Here is a 13,856-nt window from a genome sequence, read left to right on the forward strand (position 1 = left end):
GTGCAGCGGCTGCTGCGCTTGCCGGGGTGGCTTGCATGCCGGTGAGGGCAAGTGTTGCGGCCAGCACGGTGGCGATCGTGGTGCGCAGCGACATGATGGTAGCTCTCCTTGAGGTGTGAACCCTTGAGGTGTGGACAAGGTGTGTTTCGTTGTTGACCCCAAGTTTATGCACCAGGTATGCGCAGGTAAAACGCTTGCCCCGCGCACAAGAAAACGGCGTGATCGTTGAACACTTCTTCCCGATTGTTCAACATGGTTAGGTATTTTGACGTGCGGATTGTTCAACCATCCGCCCCGGTGCCGCGCGGTGTGCGGGGAAGTGTTGAACGATCAATCCGCAGTCGGGTGTGGATGGTTCAACAATCCCCAAAACTGCATAGTATGCACCCATTTACAACCCTTACACCGGCCGCACCCTGAAACCCCGCGACCTGCGTGTTCTTCGAAGTGTGTACAACTCACCTGCCGTGGCGTGGTGACCTATAGGCGTTGCCTTAAGGCGGTGGCGCGGGATTGTTGAAACATCGTGGGATTGTTCAACGCTTCCCCACACCCTACTACCCCCGCTATTTACCCCCGCCGGGGTGAGGGTCGGCTCACACAACACCAACAACACCCCAAAACAAGGCCCCGGCACGAAAAAAGGGCCCCACCAGGGGCCCAACAAAAGCAAGCGATTCAGCCGCCTACCTGTACCGGATCTCCGTGTAGGAGATACGGGTAATAGAGGTGATGATGCGTTCACGCAGCGGCTCGGGTGCGCGGGCGTGTCCACAACAATCGCGCACCATAGCTCGTACTTCGAGCTCGGACTCGGCCCGCTGCGCGCATTCCGGGCAGTTCGCCACGGTGTTGCGGATGGTTTCGCGTCGCTCTTCGGTGGTGTCCGGGTCGAAGAGTTCGCACAGCAGCAGGTGGGTTACTTCGCTTCCGCGCGGGTCTGCGTGGTTGTGTCCGGTGGCCATTACTGCTCCTTCGCATCCTGCATGTCTGCGTGGTCGAGGCCGATGCCTCGTTCTTGTGCCACGTCTTTCAACATGCCGCGTAGTTGTTTTCTTCCCCGGTGCAGCCGGCTCATCACAGTGCCGATGGGGATGTCCATTACTTCGGCGATCTCTTTGTAGGCCAGCCCTTCGACGTCGGCGTAGTAAACCACCATGCGGTAGTCCTCGTTGAGTGCGTTGAGGGCGTCGGAGATGCGCGAGTTCGGCATGAGCTTCAGCGCTTCGACTTCCGCGGACTCGAGCCCTGTCGAGTCGTGGGATGAGGAGGTGTAGAGCTGGTTGTCTGTCACGTCGTCGGCGGAGGTGACCAGCGGGCGGCGCTGCTTTTTGCGGTAGGAGTTGATGTAGGTGTTGGTCATGATGCGGTACAGCCAGGCCTTCAGGTTGGTCCCAGGCTTGAAGCTGTCGAAGGCGTTGTAGGCCTTGAGATAAGTTTCCTGCACCAGATCCTCCGCGTCTTGGGGGTTGCGCGTCATGCGCAGCGCGCCGCCGTAGAGCTGGTCGAGGAGGGGCATTGCTTCCTCGGTAAAGCGCGACTTGAGGTCGGTATCCGGCATGCCCGCCATTGTAGGTCACGGCTACGCTTGCCCCATGGCAGCTAAGACTCGGGCGTTAAGCGCCGTGAAGGATGTGCGACACGAGGTGCTCACGTATGAGCCGTCGCAGGACAATTTCGGCCAGCATGCGGCGATTGAGCTGGGTTTGAACGAAGACGGGGTGTTAAAGACGCTGGTTGTCGCGCACGAGCGGGAACTCGCGGTGTGTTGCGTGCCGGTCTCCGGTCACTTGTCGCTCAAGCACGCGGCGAAGGCGCTGGGTTGGAAGCGCGCGGAGATGGCGGAGCCTGCGAAGGCGCAGCGCGCCACGGGGTATGTGGTGGGCGGCATTTCGCCGCTCGGCATGTTGCAAAAATTGCAGGTGCTTATCGACGCTTCCGTGCGCGACCTTCCCACCATCACCGTCTCAGCCGGCCAACGCGGCCTTTCAGTGCAGCTTGCACCGGCCGACCTGGCAGAGCTCACGGGCGGCGAGTTCGCCGACATCAGCGCCCCATAAGCCCAGTCAACTCCGCGTAATCGTTTCGCACGTTGCCTACTTCCTGCGCGGCTTCGTTCCACACAAACTCGCCGGCGACCCGCGACGGGTGCACGAGCGCGAGCGCTTCATCAGGGGTGCCTTCCACCCAGGTGCGGATCTCGTCGCGCCGCAGGAAAAGCGGCAGACGGTGGTGCAGCCACGCCATGTTTTCGGTGGCTTCGGTGGTCACCATTGTCGTCGATAAGCGTTCAAGCCCTGTGCCCCACAATGCAGCCGCGTATAGCAAACCTTCCTGCGGGCGGACGTAGTACGGCTGCTTGCGGCCTTCTTCCTGCTTCCACTCGTAGTAGCCGTCGAGGACCATCAGCCCGCGGCGCAACTTGAAGGCGGAGCGGAACGAGGGCTTCTCCGCCACCGTCTCGCCGCGTGCGTTGAACAGCGGCGGGCCTTGTTCGTCTTTTTTCCATGCGGGGATAAGGCCCCACCGGGCGGCGTCGATACGCGCCTGCACGCCCTCGAACCTAATCAGCGGCACCTGCTGGGTCGGCGCGATGTTGTAGCGCGGCGGCGGGGTGCCGTCGGGTGCGTCGACCGATTCGACACCGGGGAGCGCGGCCACCTCGTCGTAGAGGTCTTGGCCGGTGGTGAAGAGAACAAAGCGTCCGCACATACCTCTATTATTATCCGCATGACGCAAGCGTGGCCCGCCCCCTACTGCCCCACCCCGATCACCCACACGCAATCGGTGCCGGGTTCGAAGTCGATGACCAACCGCGCGTACGTGCTCGCGGCGCTCGCGGACGGGCCGTCGACCATTACCGGCGCGCTGCGCTCGCGCGACACGGACCTTATGGAGGGCGCACTGGAGGCCATGGGCGTGGGCTTCGCGCACGAGGGCGACACCATCACCGTCACCCCGGGCGAGCTGCGCGGCGCGGAGGTTGACTGCGGGTTGGCTGGCACGGTCATGCGGTTCGTGCCGCCGGTTGCGGCGTTCGCGCAGGGGCAGACGCTTTTCGACGGTGACACGCACGCCCGCACCCGCCCCATGGGCACCATCCTCGAGGCACTGCGGGGCCTCGGCGTGAGCGTTGCCGGCGACGCGCTGCCGTTTACCGTGCACGGCACCGGCGAGGCCGAGGGCGGCGAAGTGGACATCGACGCGTCCGGTTCCTCCCAATTCGTCTCCGGGTTGCTGCTATCCGCGCCGCGGTTCACGCGCGGGGTGCGCATCCGCCACACCGGTCGCACGCTGCCGTCTACACCGCACATCGAGATGACGGTAGCCATGCTCGCGGATGCCGGCGTGGAGGTGGACGCAGGCCGCGACAGCTGGGCCGTGGCACCCCAGCCGATCCGCGGGCGCCACTGGGCGATCGAGCCGGACCTTTCCAACGCCGCGCCGTTCCTCGCCGCAGCAGCAGTCACGGGCGGAGAGGTGCGCATCCCTGGCTGGCCCACGCGCACCACACAGCCGGGCGCAGCGATAATGAGCATCTTGGAGCGCATGGGCTGCGAAGCTGAGTTGGTCGCCGATGGCGCGGAGCACCAGTTGCGGGTGCGTGGGCCGCAGCCGGGCAGGCTGGAGGGCATCCGCATCGACATGGGTGACATCGGCGAGCTCACCCCCACCGTCGCGGCGGTCGCGGCGCTGGCCAGCACGCCCAGCGAGCTCACCGGCATCGCGCACCTGCGCGGGCACGAGACGGATAGGCTGGCGGCGCTCACGCGCGAGATCAACAACCTCGGCGGGGCATGCGAGGAGCTTTCCGACGGGCTCCGCATCCAACCCGCCACCCTCCGCGGCGGGCTGTGGCACAGCTACGACGACCACCGGATGGCCACCGCTGGCGCGATCATAGGCCTGGTCACCGACGGCGTGGAGGTGGAGAACATCGACACAACGTCGAAGACGCTCCCAGGGTTTGCCGACATGTGGCAGGAGATGGTGCGTTAGTGGGGCGCAGCTTTTCCGATTACGACGAATCCGATGTGCGGGTGCGCCCCGGCAAGAGCAAACGCCCTCGCTCGAAGAACCGCCCCACCCACGACGACGCGCAGTTCGGCATGGTCGTGGCGAAGGACCGCGGGCGCTGGGGAGTGGTGTTGGATTCCGGCACACGCGTACAGTGCACCCGCGCCCGCGATCTCAAGCGGGTCTCCATTGAGGTCGGCGACCGTGTCGGCGTGGTGGGCGATACCTCAGGGGCGAAGGACACGCTTGCGCGCATCGTCAAGCGCGAGGACCGCACTTCGGTGCTGCGCCGTACAGCGGACGACACGGACCCCTACGAGCGCATCATTGTGGCCAACGCGGAGCTTTTGCTCATTGTTGTTGCCGCTGCGGATCCGCCGCCGCGCACCGGGTTCGTCGAACGCGCGCTCATCGCCGCGTTCGTCGGTGGGGTCACGCCGGTGGTGTGCGTGACCAAGTCTGACTTGGCCGACCCGTCCGAGTTCGAGCGAGAGCTCGCCGCCATGGGCGTGGAGGTATTGCGCACCGGCGTCGAAGATGGCGTGGAGACGCTGCGCGAGCTGATCGCCGGACGTGTCAGCGCGCTCATCGGGCACTCCGGTGTGGGCAAGTCGACGCTGGTCAACCGCATCGTGCCCGAAGCGCAGCGCGAGACAGGCGAAGTCTCTGGTGTGGGCAAGGGACGCCACACCTCTACGCAGTCGGTGGCGTTCGCGTTGCCTGGCGGCGGTTGGATCATCGACACCCCCGGCATTCGCTCCTTCGGCCTGGCGCATGTCTCGCCCGAGGAGATCGTGCAGGTCTTCCCCGACCTAGAGGAAGCGGCTCAGAACTGCCCGCGGGGCTGCACCCACCTCGGACCGCCAGCGGACCCGGAATGCGCGTGGGATGAGCTCGACCCGGGATCCCCCACCGGGCGGCGCGCTGGCGCGGTGCGCGGCCTTTTAGAGGCGCTGCACGCGAACAACGAGTGGGAGCTAAAGCAGCTCGATGATAAACGGTAGCTCCGACGGGTCGTAAAAGGCCATGTAGTTGTCCTGGGCGTCGCCGACGATAAGCTCTGCGTCCTCGTCGCCGAGATCGGCGGCGTCCACAACTTCGATCGCTTTGGCTGTGGCTTCCTCAGCTTCTGCGATATCCACGTGGATCGCCGCGACCTGCTCAAGTGCCACCGGGCCAGCCAGACGCACGACCGATTCGCCCATGTCCGGTTCTTCGGTCGCCTCCACGTCCGCAGAGACCACCACGCGGCGGTGCGGGAAACGTTCCTCGTCCCCGATGGCCAGAAGACGGATCGAGGCCAAAGCGGCGTCATCGAACGCGACGGCCTCAATCTCTTCCTCGTCGCCCGAGGTGAAGAACTCGTGCAGCGCCTTCGTCGCCGCGAAGCCCCAGCCGCTGCGGGCGTGGATGATTTCGTTTTCGTGCAGCGCGGCGAGCATGCCGAAGGTGGCGGGGATGTAAACGCGCACTAGAACTCGCCCTCGATGTCGAACAGGGACTGGATCTCCACGGCGGTGCGTTCGAACGCGGTGTGCAGGATGCCGATCATGCTGTACTCCACGGCCGCGCGGACGTTCATGATGTCGTCATCGATCATCACGCAGTCCCCGAGTTCCTGGCCCACCGCATCCGCGGCTGCTTGGAACGCGGCGAGCTCCGGCTTCTCCGCCCCGATCTCGCCTGAAAGCACCACTGCATCCACCACGCCGCGGAACTCCCACTCGCGGATGGCGTCGGCCGTCTCGCCTTCTGCCTTCTCGTTGGACAGGATGGCCACCGAAACGTCGTTAGCCTTGACCGCCTCGATGAGAGCCTGCCAGCGCTGCTGGTCTTCGGTGCCCATGTCAAGGACGCCCGCGTAATCGATGATCAGTCCCTCCACCTGAAACCTTCCTTTCGCAATGATTGCGCACTGTAGTGAACACCCCCTTGTGCTGGGGTGGCGTAAACGTGGACAATGATACCTACCCCGCCGCGCGCCCGCCCCCTGCTACCACTGCACGCAGAAAGGGCTTTCACACCTGCCATGCGCTACACCGCACCGGGACACCAACACATCGAGCTGCTCGTGCCGCGCACACCCACACCATCGGCCGCCGCAACCACGCCAAGACCCACGCCGGCGCTCCCGCCAAAGCCGCGGGGCATGGAGCCGCTCATCCACCAAGCCATCGACGCCGCGCTCGGCGGACGCAACCCCGCCGCCCAGATGACCAAAAGCTTCGTGCCCGCAGTCCGCGCACACATCCGTGCGCAGCAACGCAAACGCGCAAACGCCCCCGCGGGCCAGGTGAAAGTGGTCACCTGCCATGCCCGCGAGGGCGGAGAGTACTTCGGCACCGTGGACGCGGCCGGTCGGCGCCACGCCTACGTCGCCCGCGTCGAAGGCGGCAAACTGGTGTCGTTCCGGGTGCTCTAGATGACGGTCGAGCCGCCCTCCTCAGCCGCGCCCGCGGCCTCTTCTTCCGGCGCCTCGAACTGCTTGCGCATCGTGAACAGCTGACGCACGGTCTCCTCCTGCACCGCCTCGTTCATCGCGTTGAACATGTCGCCGCCCTCCTTCTGGTACTCAACCAGCGGGTCGCGCTGCGCCATGGCGCGCAGGCCGATGCCCTCCTTGAGGTAGTCCATCTCGTAGAGGTGCTCGCGCCACTTCGTGTCGATGATCGGCAGGATCACCATGCGCTCGATGTTGCGCATCTGCTCCTCGCCGCCGATCGCCGAGACGTTTTCTTCGAGCTGGTCGTACTGGGCGTGAGCATCGTCGATAAGCGCGCTGCGGAGCTGCTCGGAAGTGATCTCGCCGGGGCGGCCGTACGCGTCGCCGTCGATAAGCTCCTGCGCGGAAACGTTCGGGCCGTACAGCGAATCCAGCGCGTTCCACAGGCCGTCCAAGTCCCAGTCCTCGACGTAGCCCTCAGCCGTTGCGCCGTCGACGTAGGCGCCAACCGTCTCATCGATCATGCGGCGCACCTGGCCCGCGATGTCCTTCGAGCCGAGGATCTCCTGACGCTCGCCGTAGACCACCTTGCGCTGCTCGTTGAGCACCTCGTCGTACTTCAGCACGTTCTTGCGCATCTCGAAGTTCTGGTTCTCCACCTGCGACTGCGCGCCCTTGATGGCGTTGGAGACCATCTTCGCCTCAATCGGCACATCGTCCGGCACGTTGAGGCGGTTCATCATGTTCTCCATGGACTGGCCCACGAAGCGCACCATGAGCTCGTCGCGCATGGACAGGTAGAAACGGGTCTCGCCCGGGTCACCCTGACGGCCGGAACGGCCGCGCAGCTGGTTGTCGATGCGGCGCGACTCGTGACGCTCGGTGCCGATGACGTACAGGCCGCCGGCCTCGCGCACCTCGTCGCCAAGCTGCTGCGACTTCTCCTTCGCCTTCGGCAGGCGCGCGTCCCACTCCTCCTGGTAGCGCTCCTCGTCCTCGAACGGGTCTAAGCCCATCTCCTGCAGCTTCGCGTCCAGCAACACCTCCGGGTTGCCGCCGAGCACGATGTCGGTACCGCGGCCGGCCATGTTGGTGGACACCGTCACCTTGCCGGGCAGGCCAGCCTCGGCGATGATGCGGCCCTCCTCCTCGTGGTGCTTCGCGTTGAGCACGTTGTGCTCCACACCCTTACGGGTAAGCAGCTGCGAAAGGTACTCGGAGCGCTCCACCGAGGTGGTGCCCACCAGCACCGGCTGCCCCGCGGCGGCGTGCTCCGCGATGTCCTCAGCCACAGCGGCGAACTTCGCTTCCTGCGTCTTGTAAATCAAGTCGTCGCGGTCGGTGCGCTGGTTTGGACGGTTCGGCGGAATCTGCACGACGTCCATCTTGTAAATCTGGTTCAGCTCCGCCGCTTCCGTTTCTGCGGTACCGGTCATGCCGGACAGCTTGTCGTAGAGGCGGAAGTAGTTCTGCAGGGTAACGGTGGCCAGCGTCTGGTTCTCGTTTTTGATCTCCACCTGCTCCTTGGCCTCAATGGCCTGGTGCATGCCCTCGTTGTAGCGGCGGCCCGGCAGCACGCGGCCGGTGAAGCCGTCCACGATCATCACTTCACCCTGGCGGATGATGTAATCCTTGTCGCGCTCGAAGAGCTCCTTCGCCTTGATGGCGTTGTTGAGGTAGCTCACCAGCTGCGAATGCTCCGGGGCGTACAGGTTGTCGATGCCCAACTGGTCCTCGACGAACTCCACACCTTCCTCGGAGATACCCACGGTGCGCTTGCGCTGGTCCACCTCGTAGTGGATGCCCTCGCGCATGCGCGGCGCGAGCTGCGCGAAGACGTTGTAGAACTGGCTGGAGCCGTCGACGGGGCCGGAGATGATGAGCGGGGTACGCGCTTCGTCGATAAGAATCGAGTCAACCTCGTCCACGATGGCGAAGTTGTGGCCGCGCTGCACGATGTCGTTCGTGGAGCGTGTCATGTTGTCGCGCAGGTAGTCGAAGCCCAGCTCGTTGTTCGTGCCGTAGGTGATGTCCGCGTCGTAGGCCTTCTTTCGCTCGGCGGGGCGCATGTCGGAGAGGATCACACCGACCTCCAGGCCAAGGAAGTGGTGCACACGGCCCATCATCTCGGCGTCACGCTTGGCCAGGTAATCGTTCACGGTGACGATGTGCACGCCCTTGCCCTCGAGCGCGTTGAGGTATGCGGGCAGCACCGAGGTCAGGGTCTTGCCTTCACCGGTCTTCATCTCCGCGACGTTGCCGAAGTGCAGGGCCGCACCACCCATGATCTGCACCTTGAAGTGCTTCTGGCCGAGCACGCGCCAGGACGCCTCGCGGGCGGTGGCGAATGCGTCGAGCAGGATGTCGTCGAGGGAAGCGCCGTCCGCCAGCTGCTGCTTGAACTGGTCGGTTTTGGCTTTGAGCTCCTCGTCGGTGAGCGCCGAGTACTCCTCGTCGAGCGCCATCACCTGGTCCGCGATCTTGGAAAGGCGCTTGACGGTGCGCCCCTCTCCGGCGCGCAGCAGCTTAGACAGTCCAAACCTCAATGTGGGATCCTTTACAACGATTTGTGCGGTATCAACCCGTCATTGTACGCACGCAGCTTATCGACGCCCAAAGGGTGCGAAACGGCGCCGCCCAAACAGGCGGCGCCGTGTGACCTTAAGCCTTAGTCCTCTTCGGCTCGAATCTCTTCTTCGCTTGCCAGCTCGATGAGGCCGTAGTCGAACGCGTGGCGGCGGTACACCACGGCGGGACGCTGGGTCTCCTCGTCGATGAACAGGTAGAAGTCGTGGCCCACCAGCTCCATCTCTGACAACGCCTCGTCCACACTGATCGGGGTGTTCGGGTGCAGCTTGGTGCGCACGATCTGGCCCGGGGCGAGGTCGTCGACCTGATCTTCGTACGGGTCAACGTCGTACTTGCCCGGCTTCTCCTCCGCCGCCTTCGCAGCTGCCTCGCGCTCCAGCTCCGCGGCCATTACGCCGGTGGACTTCGGAGCGCGGTGGCCGGAAAGCGAAATCTCGCGGCGCGCCTTCACCTTGCGCAGGGAGCGCTCCAGCTTGCCCACCGCCGATTCCAGCGCCGCGTAGAAGCTGTCCTCCTTCGCCTCGGCGCGAGCCAGGTGGCCGGAGCCGGTGGCAGTGATCTGGATGCGGTTGGCCTGCGCCTCACGGCGCGGGTTCGGCTCGTGCTTGAGCTCCACGGTGAAGTGGTTGAGCGACGGGTCAAGCTTCTCAATCTTGGCGAGCTTGCCGTATACGCGTTCCTGGAAGTGCTCCGGAACCTCAACGTTGCGACCGGTGATGGTCACCTGGGCGTCCGGGCTGAGCGCCTCGTTTGCTGCGCTGTTTTGCTCTGCAGAAGTCATCTGCAACCTCCCTAGGTCGTAGGAACTGTGTCACCAACCACTATACAACTGGTTATGACCAATGTGACGAAGACCCCTGTGGGCCTGCTGTGAGTTGCCGGTCACGCCACACAGATCGCCACGCACGCGGCGACGTCAGCGCCGGAAGCGATGAGTAGCGCCGCGCTCGCCTGGAGGGTTGCGCCGGTGGTCACGACATCGTCGACAAGCACGAGCCTGCCCGCCGGCACCCCGCGCAGCCGCACCGCGCCAGAGAGGTTCGCCCTGCGTCCGGCTTCGTCGAGGCCCGACTGATCCGCCGTGCCGGCTTCGAGGCGAAGCACCGGGGCCACTTTTCGCCCGGTGGCGCGGCAGAGTTGCTCGACCGGGTCTCCCCCGCGCTCGCGCGCCGAGCGCTCCCGCGTCGGCGCGGGCACGAGCACCGCGTCGGCCGGGATCTCGCCGCGCGCCTCCAGGTACGCGAGCGCTGCGTCGAGCACCGCCCCCACGTGCGGCCGCACCGCCAAATGGCGACGTTCTTTCATCGCCAACACCACGCCCCGGTGCGCGCCCGCGTACGGCCCGAGCGCAAACACCGGCGCGTGCGCCGGGGTGTTCGGAAAGACCCGGCGCGGCGGCACGGCGAGCTCTCGCTTACACGCGGCGCACAGCATCTCGCCCGCCGCGCCGCAGCCGGCGCAGCGCTTCGGCAGCACCAGCTCGGATACCGCCGCGCTCCACCCCGTCACCTTCCGATCACCGCGCCACGATAGGCAGCGCGCGCACGCCTTCCAGGCCGGGCACCTCGCGCCAGATCGGGTTGTCTTCGCCGGAAGCGGGCACCTGCAGCACCGCGTTCGCGTCGGTGACATACACAGTGCTTGGCGACGCGGCCACCGCCACCACCGGCGCCGTAATATTGCCCGTGGACAGCGCAGCCATCGAGGAGCCGTCCTGCTCCACGCGCATGACGGGCAGATTGCTTGTCGACGTACCCACGATGAGCGACCCGTCCGCCCGCCAATCCGCCGCAACCACGCTGCCGCCGAGCTCCTGCGCGTACTCGAGCACGTTGACAATCGAGCGCTCACCGGACGCCGAGCGCTTCACGATGCCGGTGTACAAACTTCCGTCAATCACCATCACCGCCCGCGTGCCAGTGCGCGAGAGCCGCAACACCGAAATGTTGCCCTCCACGCCCTCGGGCAGCTCCGCCGTGACCTGCCCGGTGGTGATGTCGCCGGTGGCCGCGGACTGCACGGTTCGCATGATGCGCTGCCCGTCCGCAACCGTCCACACCGCGCCCGCGCCCTGCTCGAACGTGGGCCGCGTGAGGGTATCGGCGGAAAGCACCTCAGTTCCGCGGACGCCGAATTTACCCACCCACAGCGTGTCGGCGCCGTCGCCTGAGCGCACCGCCGCCCACTCGCCGCCGCCGGTGACGTCAGCGGAGGCGATGTCGTCCTCGCCGCCAAGGATGCCGTCCACCGCCGTGGATTCGCCGCCCTCGAGCCGCCTGATCTTGCCGTCAGAAAGGGCGTACAGCGTGGTTTCCCCGACCACCTCAACAAGAGGGCTCACGTCGGCGAAATCGTCGGTGTCCAGGGCGGTGGCTCCGTCGATAAGCTGCTGCCCATCTACCTGCAAGTTGTAGGGCCCGGTGATGCCCGCCGACGCCAACGTCCACACCACTTGCGCCGCGAAACGCGTGCGCGCGTGCTCGTCCACCCCGCCGAAGCCGGTGAAGGTGTAAGCACCGTCGTTAAAGCCGGTGAACGCCGCGCTCGACGGCAGCGCCCCAGTCAGGGCCGGGCGCAGGCGCTCCGACGGGCCCTCCATAAGCAGCGTAATCAGGCTCGAACCGAGCGTGTCGCGCTTCGAATGCACCCAACGGCGGTCGGTGACCAGCTCCTTATCCTCCGCGTCAAAGAAATACAGGTTGTACGGCTGGTACTGGTTGCGCAGCTCCGTGCGCTCAATCACCACACCGGCGGGAAGGGAGGCGATGCGCCATTCGCCGTCGACAAGCTCAAGCTCGATGTTCGCCTCGTAGGTGCCGCGCTCCGGAGCGTAGGACCCGCCCGGCTGCAACTTGCCCACCACCGAGCCGTGCACCGCAAACGTGCGCTCACCCACCGCCGCACCCGGAGTGGTGGTCACGCCGATGCTGTCCACCACCAGCACGTCCCCGCTCGGGTCCCAGGCGCCGGCAGCGGCTTCCGTGAGGAAGGAACGCGCCGTCTCGTAATCCGTATCCGGAATCGCCGCGGCGGCGTAGAAATCGCGTATGAGCAGGTCCGGCTCGCGCCCCTCCTGCGGCCCCACCGCGGGCATCTCAGTCTCCTGCGGGGTAAACGTGCGGATCACGTGCGGCGCCGAATTCGTAGGCAGCGACGCGCACCCGGTAAGCAACACCAGCGTCGACGCGACAGCGACAGTGGGTTTAGCGCGCTTCATCGGGCACCTCCTGAGTGAGGGGCAATTGCTTATCGACGTCACCCTGGCCCGGCGCTTGCAACTCAAGCGGGGCGTTTTCGAAGCCAACCTCCGGGTGACGCGGGATGACCAGGCGGAACTGCGAGCCCACCCCGAACTCTCCGGCGGCGTCGAGGGTGCCGTTGTGCAACAACGCGTCCTCGCGCGCAATGGCCAGGCCAAGGCCAGTGCCGCCCGAGTGGCGCTTGCGCGACTTATCGGCGCGCCAGAAGCGGTTAAACACCATCTCGTCCTGTCCGGGCTTAAGCCCCACGCCGGAGTCGGTCACCGTGACCGCCACCGCCTCTTCGTTAGAGCGCATCACCACCGCCACTGGGTTGCCCTCCGAGTGGTCGATGGCATTGGCGATAAGGTTTCGCACCACCCGCTCAATGCGACGCGAATCTCCCTCGATGGTCTGCGGCTCGTCCGGCAGGTCGAAGGTGACCTCCACGTCGAGCTCGTCTGCCAGGTGCCGGGTTTGCTCCCAGGCGGATTCCACCGGCGTACGCGCGTCCATCGTCGTGGCGGACAGATCGGCCACGCCTGCGTCGTGGCGCGAGATCTCGAGCAGGTCGTTGAGCAGGGCCTCGAAGCGGTCCAGCTCCTCTGTCATGAGCTGGGAGGCGCGCTTCGTCATCGGGTCCAGTTCGTCTTCGTTGCCGGCGATCATGTCCGCCGCCATGCGCACAGTAGTCAGCGGGGTACGCAGCTCGTGCGAAACATCGGAGGTGAACTGGCGCTGCAGGTCGCCGTACTCCTCCAAGTTCTGGATCTGCTTCGACAACGTGTCCGCCATGTCGTTGAACGAGATGGCCAGCACCGCCATCTCGTCCTCGCCTTCCACGGGCATGCGCTCACGCAAGTGGCCGGAGGCGAAGCGCTGCGCGGTGCGTGAGGCGGAACGCACCGGTGCCACAATCTGCTGGGAGGCCAGCCACGCGATGCCCACCAAAAGCACCACCACAATCACGGCCGCAGAGGCCAAAATGCCGCGCATCAACGCCACCGTGGAGGCCTCCGACTCCATGTTCATCACAAGGTAGAGCTGCAGATTCGGGATTTCCGCGTTCGTCGGCGTGCCCACAATCAGCGCGTCGTAGGCCGAACCGTCCGAGCGCTCCACCGTCGCGAACTGGTAGGCCACGTTGCCGTCGTCGACGTAGCTCTCGAGCCGCTCCGGGATCTGGTACGCCTCCGGCGAAGACGTCACCTGCCCACTCACCCCTTCAACGAGGAGCACCGGCTCGTAGAAGCTCGACGCGTCCGCGCTCTCCTGCGCGCGCTGCGTCAACCCGGCGCGCGCAGAGTTCAGGCGCGCCTGCAGCGAACCCGTCGTACCCGCGTTTGCAAGCTGGTACTCCACGTTCACGCGGGCGCGGTCGATTTCCACACTCGCCGTCTCAATTTTCGCCGCCGTGATGCGGTCGGTGACCACCGAAGCCAGGGCAAAACCCAGCACAAACATCACAACGGTGGACACGATGAGCACCGTGCCCACAAACCGCACCTGTAGCGAGGTGGACCAGGCGTGCGCGACGTGTTCCCGCGCGCGTTTTAGGGCACTCAGGG

The 13,856-nt window shown here is 65.5% G+C and carries 14 protein-coding genes; 4 read left to right on the top strand and 10 right to left on the bottom strand.

Annotated elements, in window-relative coordinates; translation table 11 throughout:
* Positions 1–686: 686 nt before the first annotated feature.
* Both HWX32_RS08315 and HWX32_RS08320 read right to left on the bottom strand, forming a co-directional pair.
* Positions 687–965, bottom strand: a complete 279-nt coding sequence (locus tag HWX32_RS08315; RefSeq protein ID WP_075469002.1) for a hypothetical protein — start codon at positions 963–965, stop codon at positions 687–689.
* Entirely contained in the window at positions 965–1,561 is a 597-nt protein-coding gene (locus HWX32_RS08320; protein ID WP_121509101.1) for a sigma-70 family RNA polymerase sigma factor, read from the bottom strand. The genes HWX32_RS08315 and HWX32_RS08320 overlap by 1 nt, the downstream gene beginning before the upstream one ends.
* 34 nt (positions 1,562–1,595) lie before the next feature.
* Between HWX32_RS08320 and ybaK the strand changes: the two genes are divergently transcribed.
* Entirely contained in the window at positions 1,596–2,060 is a 465-nt protein-coding gene (gene ybaK / locus HWX32_RS08325; RefSeq protein WP_175935516.1) for a Cys-tRNA(Pro) deacylase, read from the top strand.
* Here ybaK and HWX32_RS08330 read toward each other — a convergent pair.
* Positions 2,047–2,712 (bottom strand): SOS response-associated peptidase, encoded by a 666-nt coding sequence (locus HWX32_RS08330; RefSeq protein WP_175935517.1) that lies wholly within the window; start codon positions 2,710–2,712, stop codon positions 2,047–2,049. The two genes, ybaK and HWX32_RS08330, sit on opposite strands and share 14 nt — an antisense overlap.
* Positions 2,713–2,730: 18 nt before the next feature.
* Here HWX32_RS08330 and aroA point away from each other — a divergent pair, with 18 nt between their 5' ends.
* Together aroA and rsgA are read left to right on the top strand one after the other, a co-directional pair.
* Complete coding sequence (gene aroA / locus HWX32_RS11265; protein ID WP_175935518.1) at positions 2,731–3,999, top strand: 3-phosphoshikimate 1-carboxyvinyltransferase; 1,269 nt, start codon at positions 2,731–2,733, stop codon at positions 3,997–3,999.
* On the top strand, positions 3,999–5,021 hold the full coding sequence (gene rsgA, locus HWX32_RS08340) for a ribosome small subunit-dependent GTPase A (protein WP_175935519.1): 1,023 nt from the start codon (positions 3,999–4,001) through the stop codon (positions 5,019–5,021). The genes aroA and rsgA overlap by 1 nt, the downstream gene beginning before the upstream one ends.
* Here rsgA and HWX32_RS08345 read toward each other — a convergent pair.
* Positions 4,995–5,489 (bottom strand): hypothetical protein, encoded by a 495-nt coding sequence (locus HWX32_RS08345; RefSeq protein ID WP_175935520.1) that lies wholly within the window; start codon positions 5,487–5,489, stop codon positions 4,995–4,997. The genes rsgA and HWX32_RS08345 overlap by 27 nt on opposite strands.
* The gene (locus tag HWX32_RS08350; RefSeq protein WP_175935521.1) at positions 5,489–5,902 is read right to left on the bottom strand and encodes an HAD family hydrolase; all 414 of its coding nucleotides are present in this window, start codon (positions 5,900–5,902) and stop codon (positions 5,489–5,491) included. The genes HWX32_RS08345 and HWX32_RS08350 overlap by 1 nt, the downstream gene beginning before the upstream one ends.
* A 264-nt stretch (positions 5,903–6,166) precedes the next feature.
* Here HWX32_RS08350 and HWX32_RS08355 point away from each other — a divergent pair, with 264 nt between their 5' ends.
* Entirely contained in the window at positions 6,167–6,439 is a 273-nt protein-coding gene (locus HWX32_RS08355; protein ID WP_175935522.1) for a hypothetical protein, read from the top strand.
* Here HWX32_RS08355 and secA read toward each other — a convergent pair.
* The 5 genes from secA to mtrB form a co-directional block, all read right to left on the bottom strand.
* Positions 6,436–9,006 carry a preprotein translocase subunit SecA gene (secA, locus tag HWX32_RS08360; RefSeq protein ID WP_075469011.1) on the bottom strand — a complete coding sequence of 857 codons (2,571 nt, stop codon included), beginning with the start codon at positions 9,004–9,006 and terminating at the stop codon, positions 6,436–6,438. The genes HWX32_RS08355 and secA overlap by 4 nt on opposite strands.
* A 122-nt stretch (positions 9,007–9,128) precedes the next feature.
* Positions 9,129–9,830 carry a ribosome-associated translation inhibitor RaiA gene (gene raiA, locus HWX32_RS08365; RefSeq protein WP_175935523.1) on the bottom strand — a complete coding sequence of 234 codons (702 nt, stop codon included), beginning with the start codon at positions 9,828–9,830 and terminating at the stop codon, positions 9,129–9,131.
* Positions 9,831–9,931: 101 nt separating this feature from the next.
* Positions 9,932–10,558, bottom strand: a complete 627-nt coding sequence (locus HWX32_RS08370) for a ComF family protein (protein WP_217702903.1) — start codon at positions 10,556–10,558, stop codon at positions 9,932–9,934.
* 7 nt (positions 10,559–10,565) lie between these two features.
* Positions 10,566–12,266, bottom strand: a complete 1,701-nt coding sequence (gene lpqB, locus HWX32_RS08375; protein ID WP_175935524.1) for an MtrAB system accessory lipoprotein LpqB — start codon at positions 12,264–12,266, stop codon at positions 10,566–10,568.
* On the bottom strand, positions 12,253–13,854 hold the full coding sequence (gene mtrB / locus HWX32_RS08380; protein WP_303049155.1) for an MtrAB system histidine kinase MtrB: 1,602 nt from the start codon (positions 13,852–13,854) through the stop codon (positions 12,253–12,255). Before mtrB ends, lpqB begins: the two co-directional genes overlap by 14 nt.
* Positions 13,855–13,856 lie beyond the last annotated feature (2 nt).

Origin of the sequence: Corynebacterium sp. Marseille-P4321 (assembly GCF_903645305.1) — a bacterium.
Lineage (GTDB): Bacteria > Actinomycetota > Actinomycetes > Mycobacteriales > Mycobacteriaceae > Corynebacterium.

Bases quoted from the DNA above. Each gene is read 5' to 3' on its own strand.
- lpqB (WP_175935524.1), bottom strand. From the start codon at position 12,266: ATGAAGCGCGCTAAACCCACTGTCGCTGTCGCGTCGACGCTGGTGTTG.
- raiA (WP_175935523.1), bottom strand. From the start codon at position 9,830: ATGACTTCTGCAGAGCAAAACAGCGCAGCAAACGAGGCGCTCAGCCCG.
- aroA (WP_175935518.1), top strand. From the start codon at position 2,731: ATGACGCAAGCGTGGCCCGCCCCCTACTGCCCCACCCCGATCACCCAC.
- HWX32_RS08355 (WP_175935522.1), top strand. From the start codon at position 6,167: ATGGAGCCGCTCATCCACCAAGCCATCGACGCCGCGCTCGGCGGACGC.
- ybaK (WP_175935516.1), top strand. From the start codon at position 1,596: ATGGCAGCTAAGACTCGGGCGTTAAGCGCCGTGAAGGATGTGCGACAC.
- HWX32_RS08330 (WP_175935517.1), bottom strand. From the start codon at position 2,712: ATGTGCGGACGCTTTGTTCTCTTCACCACCGGCCAAGACCTCTACGAC.
- HWX32_RS08315 (WP_075469002.1), bottom strand. From the start codon at position 965: ATGGCCACCGGACACAACCACGCAGACCCGCGCGGAAGCGAAGTAACC.
- HWX32_RS08320 (WP_121509101.1), bottom strand. From the start codon at position 1,561: ATGCCGGATACCGACCTCAAGTCGCGCTTTACCGAGGAAGCAATGCCC.